Genomic DNA, 16,046 nt, shown 5'->3' on the forward strand with positions numbered 1-16,046 from the left:
CATTTCCTGCATACGACCACGATCCGGTATCCGCATTGTAGGTAGGAGTCACACCATCCGTTGCTAACTTTAAGGTAACCGTATATCCCATTTCATACGCAGTCAGATCGTTCACTGATGCGGAAATCAGGTTTACAGCCCGGGTTGCCTTTTCAATATTTAAATCAACTGTTTCAGATTTGTTCTGCCAGGTTGAACCGTTTGATGAAATAAGCGTTTCCAGATCCAAAACAGCCAGATTGTCTCCAGTGAAAGTTAAAGTTTCACCATCATCAACAATGGTTATATCACCACCTTCTGCACGCAGATATTGTTTTTCACCGTTTTTAATGTAGTACGAACCCCCTTCCTGAACACCGGAAAAACCATACCAGGCCATATCGAGGTAATAACCATTATTGATCTGTCCTGCTGCATTTATGCCGTCGATAATGGTATAAGTTCCACTTAATGACGAAGCTGTTTCGCTGGCAATTAACTCAAAATAAGCAATCGTAACTCCATCGCCCCTCACGGTAACCAGATGCTTGGTGGTTCCGGCAATGGCATTTCCATTTCCATCCAATGCAGGTGTCTGGGTGTCGACACTATGAGTAAAAATAGGGATGTATTCGTAAATAATTGAAAAAGAGGCAGTCATTTTTACAACTGTTTCATCAGCCAGGTAGAGTATCCCTTCCAGTGAGTAGGTGTTACCTTCCAGTGAAACAGATATTGTTCCTTTAGATATTTGCTGCCCGTTGCAGGTAGAACCATCACTTCCAATAAGATAAGTCTTATTTGCAGGTGTGTCGCCTGGCGTATAATCTGAAGCAGGTAAAGCGTAGTCGGCAGCCATCAATTTGAGACTCAAAGTATTTGAACTTTCGTCCTTCAAATTGATTGAAAAAACAAAGAGCGAGCCCACTTTTTCTCTGTTTTGAGAATCAATCACCGAAAAATCGAAAACTTCAGGGGGAGTGTATTTGCCTGTTAATGAGTCAAGCGATTCCTCCTGGCACGAAGCCAGCAATAATGCCAGCAATATGGTACTTATTAATGATTTTGAGAACGTTTTCATATGTGTTGTTTAATGATTTTATTGATTGCTAATTAAAATGTTGACCAGTGCGTTCGAATTCCAATCATATCTGCTATTGTCAGAAATAATTGCGTCAACGAACAGAACGATGTAAAGTCGGATCCTTCTTCTATCATACAATGGATCAACTTGGCAAAAAATCAGTCACTACCAACCTGTATTTTGCTCAATGTTATTGTTGAGCTGAATCTCTGTAGATGGAAACGGAAACAGGTTATTTCTTTCTTTAAAGCCATATTTTCCTTCGCTGTTGACTGATTTGTAAGTAACGGTACCGTTTGAGGCCATTACCGGGTATTGTTGCCCTTGGTTTGACAAAAGCGTTGCAGCATCGCCCCAACGTATCAGATCCTGAAAACGCACATCCTCAAAGCATAATTCCAATCTGCGTTCCAGCTTGATGGCTTCTATGGTTGCAGACACATTTTCCAGCTGAGCACGGTTACGAACCAAATTCAAATAAGCATCAGCCTTGTCTTGGTTACCCGCAAAAAGATTGGCTTCAGAGGCCATTAATAACACATCGGCATAGCGCATAATCATTGAATTGTCATCCCATGCAAAGCCATAGCCGGCAGCTGGAATTTCATCAGAAGTTATCCGGTTTTTCCAGAAGAAGTAGCCTTCGCTTATAATTGTAGTTCCGGCATCCAGATGAACACCCATTTCCTGAATCTGAGCATAGGTTTTCAGAGTATGATTCAATCGATAGCCATCTTCGCCTTCAGCCGCTACAAAGGCGTTGTAAAGGCCTTTTTGAGGTGAACAAAAACCCCAGCCGGTACTGGCCATTCCCAGGAGCGTAACAGGCGTGGTGGTAAAACGATCGGTTCGCCAATGAATCATTAATTGATACATATTGTAATTGTTCCAAACATTATTTGCATCAACAACACGGTTTATCTCAAAGAGCGACTCACAGTTATTCTTGTTGCTGAAGGTAAAAATATCATCATAAGCTCCCCGGTACAAGTCGTATAATTGCGATTCTATCAGTTCTTCGAAAGCGGCAGCCGACTCAGTGTACTCTTCCTGATAAAGGTGTGCTTTACCAAGTAATGCCTGGGCAAATTGCTTCGTAACCCGGTAAACGCTATTGTCATTCACATCTGATTTTTCAACCAGAAAACCTGATTCAATGGCTTCTGTCAGGTCTTTTTCAACAAGAGCCCATAATTCATCCGGATTACCATTGCTCATTTGATATTCAGATGGAACTAACGGATGATCCACCAAAGGGGGAGTTCCCCACATGGAAATGAGGTCAATGTAGGCAAAGGCACGAAACAGCTTCGCTTCTGCGATCATTTGGCTTTTAATCTCTGAGTCAGGAGAGATATACTCCAAAACAATATTAGCATTATAAATGATATTGTAATAACCCTGGAAACAGCCCGAAAGAAAACCATGTTCAGCGCTGTATGTAAATTCATTCATCTTCTCCAGTTCGTTATTATCGCCCCGGTCGGCCCCACCGGCCCAAACATCATCGGAGCAGATATTCTTCAGAAATTTGTAATTATACTGCATCTCACGCAGCTCGGTGTAAATGGCTGTTACTGCTCCTTCGGCGCTTTGATCTGTTCCGTAATACTCCTCAAGGCTAATGGCCCCTTTTTGGGTGATATCCAGTTCGTTTTCGCAAGAGAACATTAACATAGCCACCGTTACGAATGTTATATGTTTTATTATCTTTTTCATAGCTATATACAATTAAATATCTATTAATTAGAATGACACATTAACGCCGAAGATTACCTTTTTGGATGTGGGATAACTTCCTTTGTCAACGCCCAAAGAACTTCCCACACCGGTCACTTCAGGATCAAAACCAATGTAATTCGAATAGGAGAAGCAATCTTCAAGAGATCCATAAATCCTTAATCTGCCAATACCAACTTTACTTAGGATGGATTTTGGAAGGGAGTAGCCCAATTGAACTTGCTTCAGCTTGAAATATGAGCCATCAAATATTGCGGCCGATGAGGTATAATATTTATCCAGATCATTAGCCCCTGCCCGGGGGCGTGTTCCGTCAGGATTATCAACCGACCAGCGATCCTGGGTAAAATGAGTCAGGCTGTTTACGGCATAATCAGTCCGATTGAGACAACTGAATATTTCATTGCCATACGATCCCTGGCCAAATACAATTACATCGAAACCTCTATATTCCGCGCTAAGCGTAATGCCATAGGTAACATCAGGAATACCTTTTCCCAGCTCAACTTTATCATCATCGCCTATAATACCATCATCATTCTGATCTACAAAAACCGGATCACCGGTGGTCTCATCTATTCCTTCAAATTCATAGCCACAGAAGTACCATGCCGGTTTACCTACTTCGAAACGGGTAATACCACTGGTAGTGTGAAAGTTTGCTCCGGCTATATAATCTAATGACTGGTGAATTTCCGTCACTTTATTCCTGATGGTTGACACATTGCCCCTAACACTATAGTTGAATTGTCCTTTTTGTCCCTGCCATCCCAGTTCCAATTCTAGTCCACTGTTTTCGATATTTCCGGCATTTAGGGGAGAAGCAGTGTTACCAACAATCGTTGAAGGTGTAATGCCAGTTACGATTAAGTCTTTGGTTTTTTTGTTAAAATAATCAATAGTCAGACTTAACCGGTTATTCAGAAATCTGGCATCCATCCCAATGTTGGTTTGGTCGTGTGTTTCCCATTTCAATTCCGCATTCCCTGTCGTGGAAGGCTTATAGCCCATACTATAAACAGCCTCCGCACTAAACGGATAACTCCCCGTGCTGGTTACCGAGGTTAAATAACCGTAGCTGCCAAGGCCGGCCAATGAACCATTCTGCCCCCAACTCACACGTAGTTTCAGGTAGTTTATGAAAGGACTTACAGGCTCCATAAATGACTCTTCAGAGATAAGCCAGCCGACAGATCCAGCGGGGAAATACCCCCAACGGTTATTCACAGGCAGGAAGGCCGAATCAAACGCATCGGCACGAAAAGTAAACTGTGCCAGATATTTTCCGGAGAAATTATAATTCAACCGCCCAAAATAGGCATTCTGAGTTTGCACTGTTGGCTCACCACCCGATATGGTTTGAATGGCCTCATCCATTGCATAAGCAAAATAATAGTATCGCGGGTCATCTCTTTGTACCCCAAACACATCATCGGTTCCACTTTTACTGCCCGACACACCATAGGAGCGAATTTTGGTAAAGGAGGTGCCAAGCATTGCTGTTGCATTATGGTTGCCAAAACTTAGCGTGTAATTAACAAAGTTTTCCCATTGAATCCGGGTATTATTATTAGTTGAGGCATTCAACGCCATAAATTTGCGATACGCCATGGCGTTAGCATAATAATCACTATCATAACCATAGCTCTCTGAGACACCCAAAAGAAACGATAACCGTGATGTGGCAACAAGTCCTTTAACAGGTTTAAAATTCAAAAAGGCCGTTCCATTCACATTAAATCCTGATGATTTAGAATAACTTCTATCTCTCATGATCAGTGGATTGAGATTTTCGCTGGTCAGAAACGGCGACACACTATAATAATTACCATTACCATCATTCAAGAGTTCGCCCACTCCGGAAGCCCGAAAGTTTGCCAAAACATTCGCCATATTATCGGGCATATTGTTTTCGGTATAGGTGACGGGAGTCATCGGATCGAGCTGTAATGTACTAAGTATGAGGGAGCCATATTCCGACCCTTCTGAAACAGACCGTCGCTTATAATATTCTATTTGGTTGTTTGTACCGGCTTCAAGCCACGGTTTTATATGGTAACTGCCATTAATCATCCCGGTGTAACGCGTATAGGTGTCGGCATTACCAACCACCATTCCATTATTATCGAGCATGCTGGCCGAAAGATAATAGTTGCCCTTATCATTACCTCCCTGAAAGTTAAGGCTATGACGTTGCATAATGGATGGCTCAAAAATCTCGTGAATCCAATCCGTATTTTGCTTAAAATCCCAATACTTATAGACTTTATCCATGGTAAATTTTCCCGCCGCCGTCCAATAATCAATAAACTGTTCCGAGTTCATCACATGAGGAACTTTACCAATACTTTGAGAGGTGTATTGGTAATCATAAGTAATAGTACCAGTACCCGTTTTCCCCTTTTTAGTAGTGATTAATACAACTCCATTACCAGCTTGTGCCCCATAAATGGCAGCCGAGGCAGCATCCTTCAGGATTTCCATACTTTCGATATCATTGGGTTCTATGCCTGCAATAGAAGAAGCGATACGTCCATCGACAACAAACAAGGGATTGATGTCATTGTTGGAGTTAATACCCCGAATGCGAATGGTTGGAGAACTACCGGGGGAGGCAGAGGAACTATAAACCTGTGTTCCGGATGTCTTACCCGACAATGCCTGAAGCGGATTGGTAATGGTACGGTTTTCCATATCGTTCGATTTTACCTGCGAAACAGCACCTGTCAAACTACTCTTTTTCTGAAAACCATACCCGACAACCACCAATTCATCGAGAATAACATTTTCTTCTTCCAGAACCACATTAATATGCGTTCGATTTTGGATTTCAACCTCAACGGTTTTCATACCAATAAAAGAGAATGTCAAAACCCCGTCACCAGGAACATCCTGAATGATATATTTGCCATCCATATCGGTAATGGATCCGTTGAAAGTTCCCTTTAAAACGACTGTAACTCCGGGCATTACCATACCATCCTTATCCGTTACCGTTCCGCTGACAACCACTTCGTTTTGGGCAAACACAAACGAAGGGTTCAACATAAAATAAATGATTAGCATTTTTAGAAAAAGCCATTTAGACTTTTCCAAATGCATTGCTGGATTTACTCCTTTTTTTTTCATAGTTGAATTTTTGGTTACTAAAAGGGTGAAAAAATATTTAAGATTTGGACTCTGATTTTGGCTTAAAAAAGAAATGCAAGTCTTTCAACACAGTTTTATAGAATTATGCTTCGTATTTACCCTTCTCCTCATTTATGCTGTTTCTCAACAACTTTTCCTCATTGCATTAATTTCTTTACAATGTTATCTAATCGGCCAACAATGCTTTTTCCGATCTGTATTAAGTTCTTTCATTTCTGTTCATTTGGAATGTTCTATTTGTTCAAATTCTTTTCTATTTAGTTATCCTTGCAGGCTTTTGATAACTAATCAGAAGTAGCAATATCTTTTTTTTATACTTTTGATTTGAACTCATTTCTCCCTGATGAAACATATCATTATCTATTTCTTAAGCCTTGTGATTTCGCTTCAGAGCATGGCGAACCAAAAACAAAATTTAGCTTTGCCAGTTGAGAAAAGCATGGTTATCTCCAGCGAGATATCCAACCAACAGGTGTCGTCTTTTGCCGAAGACGCTTTTGGTCATATTTGGATCAGTACTATTCGGGGCTTGAATAAATTCAACATAAATGAATACCACCAGTATTTTAACACCAGCGACTCATTAAGCATTTCCGATAACAGAATCAATCAGGTTTACAAGGATTCTAAAAACCGGCTTTGGGTGGCCACAGTCAACGGGATAAGCAGATATAATGACCAGGATTGTTTTGACCAGATACCGATTTCAAGTGTCAGCAACAATGCTATATACTTCTTCGAAAATCTTGACGGAAAACTTTTTGTCAGTCTCAATTATGAGATTTGTGTTTACAAAGAGCAGACTCAGGAATTTGTCCCGGTTATTCGCAACCTGGAGCATAAAAACCTAATCACATCTTGTTTTGTAGATTTTTCGAACAATATTTGGGTGGTTACACCTTGGAGAATTGCCTGTTACGACAGCCATAATTATAAACTAATCGAAGAACACGAACGGAAACAGTTTACTACATTTTCTTATCTGGATAAAACCGGAAAACTTTGGTTGGCATCCTGGGACTCATTGGAAATATTCGACATAAAGAAAGGAAGCTACATCACTGCTCCCCGGGCAATTACTGAGCACTCCTTGTTAAAAGACGCCATCATACATCGAATGTATCCTTACAACCATTCGTCGCTTATTATTTTTACACAAAAACACGGCTTATTCCTATACAATACGCTAAACAATAATATTATACACCAATCCGAAAGTGGCTTCCCGTTTTTAGTTCCTGATTATGAGATCACTGCTTTTTATATTGATTCCCAGAAAAATATATGGATGGGGTCGTTCGACCAAGGCTATACCGTTCGCTACAACTATGAAGAACGATTCAATAATAACATATACTTACAATCTAAACTTAATGACTTATCAATTATTTCCGTAGCCACCGATTTAAACAATAACCTCTGGATGGTTACACGATTAGATGGCATAAAAATATACAGTGATGACAACCATGATTTATTAAGCTTTTCCAATAGTGAGCTGTTTTCTTTTTGGAAAACCTTTCAACATAAAGCAAAGAAAATTTACATTGACCAACAGAATAATATTTGGATTCTATCCGACTGGATGTTATTGCGAGCCAGATTTGAAAACAACAAACTCGACGTAAAAAACTGGTACTATTTTCCAACCGGAATACTGTCAATAACCGAGGACGCCAAAGGCACCATCTGGCTCGGAGGTTTAGATCACAATATTTACCATTTGGATAAAGACAAATCAGCTTTTGAGGAATTCCATTTGTATGGGAAAGAGTATAATTTCACTCCAATTATGTTAACCCTATCGTCGGGAGATGTCTTAATGGCTTCATTTAACCACGATTTACAAATGATAAAAGCAGAAACCCGTGAAATCATACCAATCCCTATTAAACACCTAATAAAAAAATCTCTTTTTATCCCCGTTCATCTTTTCGAAGATGCCTATGGGGATGTTTGGATAGGCACCATTAACAATGGGATTTTCCGCTTAAATATTGACAATAAAAATATCGAACCTGTCAACGGAATCGGCTGTTCCGACATTAGCAGTATTACGGAAGACATCTCCGGGAATATTTGGGTTGGCACTTTGTTCGGCCTCAGTAAATTCGATCGAACCTCCCAACAGTTCATTAACTTTTACGCCACCGATGGCATTGGCGGGAATCAGTTTAACGAGCAAAGTGTATGTCGTCTTCCAGATAACACCCTGGTTTTTGGTGGGACACATGGGCTAACACTTTTTAATCCACAAAACATCAAGTATAAGGAGGACATACCATTATTATTTGAAGTTTTAAAAATCCATAATAAAATAGAGCATCCTTTTTACAGTAAAAGTATTGATAAACACCTGTCTTTCAATCCAAAAATAACTCTTGAACACTTTCAGAACAGTTTCACTCTATCCTTTGCGGCTATTGACTATGGTAAATACGAACGGGTAAAGTATGCTTATAAACTCGAGGGATTTGACAAGCTATGGATAGAAGCCAACAGCAGCCGGGAAGCCTATTATTCAAATGTACCTGCCGGCCGTTATATTTTTCGGGTAAAAATATACAATGATGAAAACACCATTAGTGAGACTCAGAATGAAATTAAGATCCAAGTAAAACCTGCACCCTGGCTAAGTTGGCCGGCATTAACGTTGTATTTTTTAATTTTCGTTTTTCTTCTTCTTTTTACAATTCGAATGCAACATCGAATTACTTCAAACCTAAACAAAGCCAGGCAGGCTGAAAGCGAAAAAGAGCAGGAACATAGATTAAATATTATGAACATGAGTTTCTTTGCCAACTTGTCTCATGAATTCCGAACTCCCTTAACCATGATTGCAGCACCAGTTACCACTCTTAGCAAAGATGCTCACATTAAGGGAGAAGCAAAGCAATTGATTCATATTATTCAGAAAAGCGTTAACCGGATGCTGCGGCTGGTAAACCAGCTGATGGATTTTAATAAATTGGAAAATGATACACTGAAGCTTAAAGTTAAGCTTTACAACATTGTTGACGAGCTCCGACGTTCAACAGATATTTTCTTGCTAAATGCCAAAGAAAAAGAAATTGAATTAAAAACCTATGGATTGGAGGATGATTTCGAAACATGGCTCGATGCGGATAAACTGGAAAAAATAATGGCAAACCTCCTTTCTAATGCGCTAAAGTTCAGCAAGCCAGGCGGAAATGTCGGTGTTTCATTTGATGTCATTCCATTTGAAGAAGCCAAAGAGGTTTTTCCGCTCACCGACATGGATGACAGTACCAAGTGGGTTAAGATTATTGTGTCGGATAATGGGAAAGGAATTCCCGATGATAAATTGGAAAAAGTTTTTGAGCGATATTATCAATTGGATAATCAAAGTTCTGACAAGTACAATTGGGGAACCGGCATCGGATTGTATTTTACGCGTCGATTAGTCGAATTGCACCATGGTTATATCAAAGCCACCAACCAGGATGAAGGCGGCGTTAACTTTTCTTTTATCCTTCCTGTCTCCGAAATGGCATATACTTCAGAAGAACGAAAACCAGATTCAGAAGACCCTCAAAAAAAAACAACGCCATTATTGTCTGATAATGAAAGCACAATGGAATTGAAAACTGATCCTAAAAAGGACAAACCATCCCTTCTAATCATTGACGATGATATCGATATTGTTCATTACTTAAAAACTTTATTGTCACCCCAATTTGAGATAAATTACAGGTTCGATGCTGATTCGGCATTTAAAGCTCTAAAAGACATTAAGCCTGATTTAATACTTTGTGATGTGGTAATGCCCGGATCAGATGGGTATGCTTTTAGCAGGCATGTAAAGGACAGCCTCGATTTTTGCCACATACCGGTAATTCTGGTTACGGCAAAAGCTTCTGTAGATAATCAGGTAGAAGGCCTCAACAGTGGTGCCGATGCCTATGTTACTAAACCCTTTGATCCAAATTACTTGTTGGCATTAATTAACTCACAACTTAGCAACCGGAGAAAGATACAAACGATGCTGGTGAGCGCCACTAAAACCGAGCGTCTTGAAAAAGATATTCTTACACCTCAGGATAACAATTTTATGTCGGAACTCTATCAATTAATGGAAAATGAACTGTCGAACCCGGAATTGAACATTAATCGAATGACAGATGTCCTGAAAATCTCGCGAACCAAATTTTATTATAAAGTAAAAGGATTAACCGGTGAGAATCCGGGTGTGTTATTTAAAACCTATAAGTTAAACAGAGCCGCTGAGTTCTTACTCGAAGGCAAAATGAATATTTCAGAGATTGCTGATATTACCGGATTTAGTACTCCATCACACTTTTCTGTGAGCTTTAAAAAGCACTTTGGCGTTTCACCTAAGAACTATCGCGGATGATACCACTAACCTGTTGAAAATTTTTTTTTAAGAAAACAAGCTGCTGACCAGGCTGCTTCCTCCCTTTTTCAAATTTTCAAAACACACTCCCCGACATGGTTGCATGGTTAAGCCGAAGCATCGGGACCGATATAGAAAATGTTGGCTTTCACCATTTTTTTTGAGAAAACCTTATATTTTCTTAATTGTTGAGCGGGATCGCTCAATTAGGGGTAAAGAAAAATTCATCTTCTTTTTTGAATAATTCTAAATAACCTATATATTTGTAATCTCAAAAGTGGATGGATTTGCCTGCTTGCAACCACTATAAAACAATGCTAAAATGCGGTTTTAGCTTGCCTTTTAGTTTTTCCATCCCCTACTTTTTTTAATTGTTTAATCGTAATTCGCAGCTCCATTGGTGCGGATTGTTGAAATTGTAATGTTATGGGATATTTATTTACCTCGGAATCTGTTTCGGAAGGGCATCCCGATAAGGTCGCCGATCAGATTTCTGATGCAGTACTTGACGAGTTGTTGCGTCAGGACTCCAACTCCAAAGTTGCTTGCGAGACTCTGGTTACAACCGGGTTGGTAGTGGTGAGTGGAGAAGTTAGAACCTCCGGTTATGTGCCGGTTCAAAAGGTGGCTCGCGAAACCATTAAGCGCATTGGTTATACCGAAGCCGACTATATGTTCGATTCCGGCTCGTGTGGTGTGATATCTGCCCTGCATGAGCAAAGTGACGACATTAACCGCGGTGTAGAGCGGGATGGAGAAGACAATCAGGGTGCCGGAGACCAGGGAATGATGTTTGGTTATGCCTGTAAGGATACCGAAAATTATATGCCCTTGCCGTTGTATCTGTCGCATGTTTTGCTGCAGGAACTGGCCGATATTCGTCGTGAAAGGAAGGAGATGACCTATCTGCGTCCTGATTCCAAATCGCAGGTGACTATTAAATACAATGATGATAACACCCCGGTTGACGTTGATACCATTGTTGTTTCTACTCAACATGATCCCTTTGATGCAGATGATAATGTGATGCAGAAGAAGATCGAGGATGATGTAAGAAATATTCTTATCCCCAGGGTGAAAGCCAAATTGAGGAAAGATATTCAGGGGCTGTTCAATGGTTACAAATTACATGTGAATCCCACCGGTCGCTTTGTGATTGGCGGACCACATGGAGATACCGGTCTTACAGGCCGTAAAATCATTGTGGATACTTACGGTGGAAAAGGGGCGCACGGAGGTGGTGCTTTTTCAGGAAAAGATTGTTCAAAAGTTGACCGGTCGGCAGCTTATGCTACCCGCCACATTGCAAAGAACATGGTTGCGGCAGGCGTGGCTGATGAGGTACTGGTACAGGTGGCTTATGCTATTGGTGTTGCCGACCCCGTTGGTCTTTACATCAATACCTACGGAACTGCAAACGTAAAAATGACAGATGGCGAAATAGCCAAAAAGATTAATGAGCTGGTTGATCTTCGTCCCGGAAAAATAATTCGTCGTCTGGGCCTCAAGAATCCTATCTTTACGCCAACAGCTGCTTACGGGCATATGGGCCGTGACCCCTATACCGATAAAGTGACATTTATTGAAAACGGTCAGGAGGTAGAACGGGAAGTAGAATTCTTCACCTGGGAAAAACTTGATTATGTTGACAAAATTAAAGAGGCTTTTGGTTTTTAAACAAAATACATTATTTTAATCAGATAAAAGCTCCATTCGATTTTCCGGATGGAGCTTTTTTCTTCCTTTTTCAGAACTCCTTCGTTTTCTTTATCCTTTATTCTTCTCTTTTAATACTTACATAAGTGGTGTTTGCCAAAATGTTGTTGAAAATGCCGTTGAGGTACCGTATTTTTTCTAAAATTTTTACGGAATCTTAAAAGACCATGCTCGCTTCACCATATCCTTTTTTTCAATCTCTTTCCAGAGAGGTTGCTCAAATGCAGACCGACTACCGGAACCTTGTTCCGCTGGATTCAGAAGGGTTGAAAACGGTTATTAAAGGGTTGCGTCAGGAGTATGTTCCGTTGTTGACCGACGGGGCTTTTGCCAATCAACTTGCTATTGTGAGAGGCCACGGTAAAGAAGGGTTGATGAGTGTGGTGCTGGATTCCGACCCTCGTGCACTGGCGTTCTATTCCCGGTTTGCTGTGCCGGTACTTTCCCCCGATTACAAATCAGAACCGCATAAATACTGGGCGTTTATTCTCGATATTGGCACGAGAATAAGAGCATGCGGCAAAATACCGGTCCTCACTGTTGGAGATGCTGAATGGTTGCTGGATTCATTGCTGGATTTCGGGCCGGAAAAACTGAATGAAGTATTTGCTTTTAATCAGGATTATCTTCTTCAACAGCGTTTGATGGACAAATATTTTCAATATCAACTTGCTTGTGATGCAGTGGTGGATATGCCTCAAACGTGGATGGGGGATGATAAATTTTGGTCTGAGAAACCTCCTTTGCCGTTTCCGGTATTGCTGAAAGAGCGAAAAGGAAAGGGTCTGTTTTCCGAAACGGGGAATCAGGCTTTTGAGGCGTGTTCGTGGGAAGAGGTAAGCGCCATAAAGGATGAAATTGGACAGGATCGGGATATCCTTGTGCAACAAAAAGTGAGTGATGAGGGGAACGAAAATATGTACAGCATCGGGGCCTACCGTGATAGGCCAAACAAAAAGGTTGTCATGTTCTCCTCCCGTCGGTTGAGAGCTACCCGAGAATTTGGCAGTACGGCACTTGCTGTTAGCGAGCCTTGTCCTGAAGGGATGAAACAGGCGGAAAAATATTTGAATCATATTGACTACCATGGAAGTTGTGAACTGGAGTTTATTTACGACAGCCGGCAGCAAAAGCTTTTGTTACTGGAGCTAAATCCCCGTTTGTTTAAAACCCAATCGCTTGCCACACATTGTGGAATAAACCTGAATTATTTTGCCCTGCTGAATGCGATGGGAAAATCCCTGCCTGCAATTCCTCAACAGGTTTACGGGCCCCGGTGGTGGCTAGCCTGGGGAGATGTGGCAAATGGCATCAGGCAGATGCAAAACGGGCAACTGAGCTTCCGGGAGTTCATGGAACCACTCTCTTTTGATTTTGTGAATGGGGTGGATGAACTGGATGACCCGCTTCCCGGTTTTGTGAATCTTTTTAATGGAAAATTTTAAAACTCAATAGGATGGTTGGTTTTTCGTGAGTGCGTGAGTTAGATGTCTGGATAGCAGTGTTTTTTGTATTGTTGTTCAGGTGGCTAATGTTTCGGGCAGCCTAACCTCTGGCCTTTAACCTCTCAAAATCTAATAGTCTGTTGAAAAACTGTGATCTAACCACTATAAATTATGATGCACATTAACCAAAAACTGACAGAAAAAAAAATACTTGTAATTGGAGGTGCCGGGTTTATCGGGAGTTTTGTAGTAGAAGAACTACTCAAATACCCTGTAAAAGAAGTTGTGATTTACGATAATTTTGTTCGGGGAAAACAGGTAAACATCGAAAAGAGTCTGCGTGATCACCGTTGCCGGATTTTCGAGTTTGGAGGAGATATTCGTGATTTGGATATTCTTGACAAGGCGGTTGAGGGAACAGATTATGTCATTCATCTGGCTGCAATGTGGCTGTTGCATTGTCGGGACTTTCCACGAACCGCTTTCGAGGTAAATATCGGCGGCACTTTTAATGTCCTCGAAGCTTGTTCACGGCATGGGGTAAAACGTCTGGTCTATTCCTCTTCTGCTTCGGTTTATGGTGATGCGCTTCAGGTTCCTATGGACGAGGAACACCCTTTCAATAACCGCAACTTCTACGGGGCGACCAAAATTTCGGGTGAAGCCATTTGTCGGGCTTTTTACGATCGTTACGGACTAAAATATGTGGGGTTGAGATACATGAATGTTTACGGGCCCCGTCAGGATCAGGATGCGGTCTATTCCGGGGTGGTCCCCATTATGCTCAACAAGATTGCTCAAAATGAACCTCCGGTAATCAACGGGGATGGTTCGCAGGCTTATGATTTTGTTTATGTGCGCGATGTGGCCAGAGCCAATGTACTTGCTTTGGCATCCGACGAAACCGATGAGTTTTTTAATGTGGGAACCGGTATTCAGACCACCATACGTGAATTGTGCGACTCTATTCTGAGGCTTAAAGAATCGGAACTGGAAGTAGAATATCGTCCTTATTCTGAAGATGATAACCGTCGTCTGGTAAAAAACCGGATTGGAGATACCCGTAAAGCTTCGGAGCTATTAGGTTATATGGCAGAATATACGCTTGAGGATGGTTTGGAAGCGTTGATAGATTGGAGACTGGAAGAGGGGATTGACAAACAATAAACGAGAGGAGTGGCATGTTTCAGGTTTATAAAAAAGCGGAAGTTACTGTAGCCCATTCCACCTGGGTGGCGAAGAAGAAGAGCGTGAAAGTGCGCAATCTCGTGGCAGAACAAGCAGGCGAAGCGGTGTCCCGTTTTGTCGCCGGGTATGGCGACCCTTGTGCTCCCAAATCTTTAGTGATTTCTTCTGCCCACCCCTTTAATATTGCGGTGCAGGCTGATTGGGACTATCATTTTATTGTAAATCTTCAGCAGGTAAACAGTGTGCAACAGCTCTGTGGGTTTTTGTGTGAGATTAACAGGAAGCTTGAGGATAACGGGCGGTTTATTTGTTGCCTGGAAACAACCCGGCTCAGACGTCAACGAATTTTCAGGTCATTTCCTCCTGTTATCAGACAGGCCTATTACTTTTTTGATTATTTGATAAAGCGTGTGGCTCCCACCGTTACTGAAACCAGGTGGATTAATAATTTTTTCTCTTCCGGCAACAACAGGCCGCTATCCTATTATGAAATGGTAGGGCGATTGGCTTATTGTGGTTTCGAAACTGAGGCCGATGAGGTTATTAATGGTCGCCATTACCTGGTGGCGCAGAAAGTGAAGGAAGCCCCAATAGCGGTGCGTGAACGATATGGCCTGTTGTTGAGTCTGGATAGGATTGGGAAGGACGCTGAAATCGTTAAGGTTTATAAGTTCCGCACAATGGTGGCGTTTAGTGAATATGTACAGGAACACATTTATAGAAGGAACCATCTGGGCAAAGGTGGTAAATTTAAAAACGATTTGCGGGTTACGCTTCTGGGAGGTTTTGTTCGCCGGTTTTGGATTGATGAGTTGCCTATGTTATACAATTTCATTAAAGGTGAAATGAAACTGGTGGGGGTGCGTCCGGTGAGTGCTCACTATCTTTCACTTTACGATTCTGAGGTGGTGAGGTTGCGAACTTCGGTAAAGCCCGGGCTGATACCTCCTTTCTATGCCGATATGCCTGAAACGCTGGAAGAAATTCAGGAATCAGAAGTCAGGTATATCCGGCAATGGCAGGAAGCACCGCTTCGGACCGATTTTATTTATTTATTCAAAGCCTTGCGAAATATCGTAGTTTGTGGAGCGCGTAGTAAATAAGGTCTTTGAGGGTTGTCCGGCTTGTGGCAATAAATATTAAACACCACCCACTACTAACTAAATTCCTAAAACCTTTCATGGGCGACAAAAAAGCGTTTGTAAAAGATTCATTTGTTTACGGACTGGGAAACGGCCTCAAAAAATTTATCGGGCTGTTTTTGTTGCCTTTCTATACCCGTGCGTTGAGTGTGGGTGAGTTTGGAGTGCTCGAAACATTGGGGACTGCAGCCGCTCTTTTGGGCGGTTTTTTGTCGGTGGGGCTAGAG

General features: G+C 41.5%; 8 protein-coding genes and 1 pseudogene. 6 read left to right on the plus strand and 3 right to left on the minus strand.

The features are described from left to right. From QZZ43_RS17450 to QZZ43_RS17460, 3 genes are all read right to left on the minus strand, one after another. A partial coding sequence (locus QZZ43_RS17450; protein WP_291861989.1) for a hypothetical protein occupies positions 1–1,060 on the minus strand: 1,060 nt, incomplete at its 3' end. A 168-nt stretch (positions 1,061–1,228) separates the two neighbouring features. Next, a complete protein-coding gene (locus QZZ43_RS17455; RefSeq protein ID WP_291861991.1) occupies positions 1,229–2,782 on the minus strand; it encodes a RagB/SusD family nutrient uptake outer membrane protein in 1,554 nt (517 codons plus the stop codon). A 27-nt stretch (positions 2,783–2,809) separates the two neighbouring features. Then, entirely contained in the window at positions 2,810–5,932 is a 3,123-nt protein-coding gene (locus tag QZZ43_RS17460; RefSeq protein WP_291861993.1) for a SusC/RagA family TonB-linked outer membrane protein, read from the minus strand. A gap of 364 nt (positions 5,933–6,296) precedes the next feature. Here QZZ43_RS17460 and QZZ43_RS17465 point away from each other — a divergent pair, with 364 nt between their 5' ends. The 6 genes and pseudogenes from QZZ43_RS17465 to QZZ43_RS17490 form a co-directional block, all read left to right on the plus strand. Next, a complete protein-coding gene (locus tag QZZ43_RS17465; RefSeq protein WP_291861995.1) occupies positions 6,297–10,328 on the plus strand; it encodes a hybrid sensor histidine kinase/response regulator transcription factor in 4,032 nt (1,343 codons plus the stop codon). 426 nt (positions 10,329–10,754) lie between these two features. Beyond that, on the plus strand, positions 10,755–12,005 hold the full coding sequence (gene metK, locus QZZ43_RS17470) for a methionine adenosyltransferase (RefSeq protein WP_291861997.1): 1,251 nt from the start codon (positions 10,755–10,757) through the stop codon (positions 12,003–12,005). A gap of 206 nt (positions 12,006–12,211) precedes the next feature. Further along, entirely contained in the window at positions 12,212–13,489 is a 1,278-nt protein-coding gene (locus tag QZZ43_RS17475; RefSeq protein WP_291861999.1) for a hypothetical protein, read from the plus strand. A 171-nt stretch (positions 13,490–13,660) separates the two neighbouring features. Next, positions 13,661–14,656, plus strand: a complete 996-nt coding sequence (locus QZZ43_RS17480; protein ID WP_291862001.1) for an NAD-dependent epimerase/dehydratase family protein — start codon at positions 13,661–13,663, stop codon at positions 14,654–14,656. 14 nt (positions 14,657–14,670) lie between these two features. Beyond that, positions 14,671–15,780 carry a sugar transferase gene (locus QZZ43_RS17485; RefSeq protein WP_291862002.1) on the plus strand — a complete coding sequence of 370 codons (1,110 nt, stop codon included), beginning with the start codon at positions 14,671–14,673 and terminating at the stop codon, positions 15,778–15,780. A 77-nt stretch (positions 15,781–15,857) separates the two neighbouring features. After that, positions 15,858–16,046, plus strand: a pseudogene (locus QZZ43_RS17490) (polysaccharide biosynthesis protein); the annotation flags it as partial.

The sequence above is a fragment of the Marinilabilia sp. genome (genome assembly GCF_016278715.1).
Taxonomy (GTDB): Bacteria; Bacteroidota; Bacteroidia; order Bacteroidales; family Marinilabiliaceae; genus Marinilabilia.

Excerpts from the sequence above, each read along its gene's own strand:
- QZZ43_RS17475 (WP_291861999.1), top strand. The coding sequence starts at position 12,212 with ATGCTCGCTTCACCATATCCTTTTTTTCAATCTCTTTCCAGAGAGGTT.
- QZZ43_RS17465 (WP_291861995.1), top strand. The coding sequence starts at position 6,297 with ATGAAACATATCATTATCTATTTCTTAAGCCTTGTGATTTCGCTTCAG.
- QZZ43_RS17485 (WP_291862002.1), top strand. The coding sequence starts at position 14,671 with ATGTTTCAGGTTTATAAAAAAGCGGAAGTTACTGTAGCCCATTCCACC.
- metK (WP_291861997.1), top strand. The coding sequence starts at position 10,755 with ATGGGATATTTATTTACCTCGGAATCTGTTTCGGAAGGGCATCCCGAT.
- QZZ43_RS17455 (WP_291861991.1), bottom strand. The coding sequence starts at position 2,782 with ATGAAAAAGATAATAAAACATATAACATTCGTAACGGTGGCTATGTTA.
- QZZ43_RS17480 (WP_291862001.1), top strand. The coding sequence starts at position 13,661 with ATGATGCACATTAACCAAAAACTGACAGAAAAAAAAATACTTGTAATT.
- QZZ43_RS17460 (WP_291861993.1), bottom strand. The coding sequence starts at position 5,932 with ATGAAAAAAAAAGGAGTAAATCCAGCAATGCATTTGGAAAAGTCTAAA.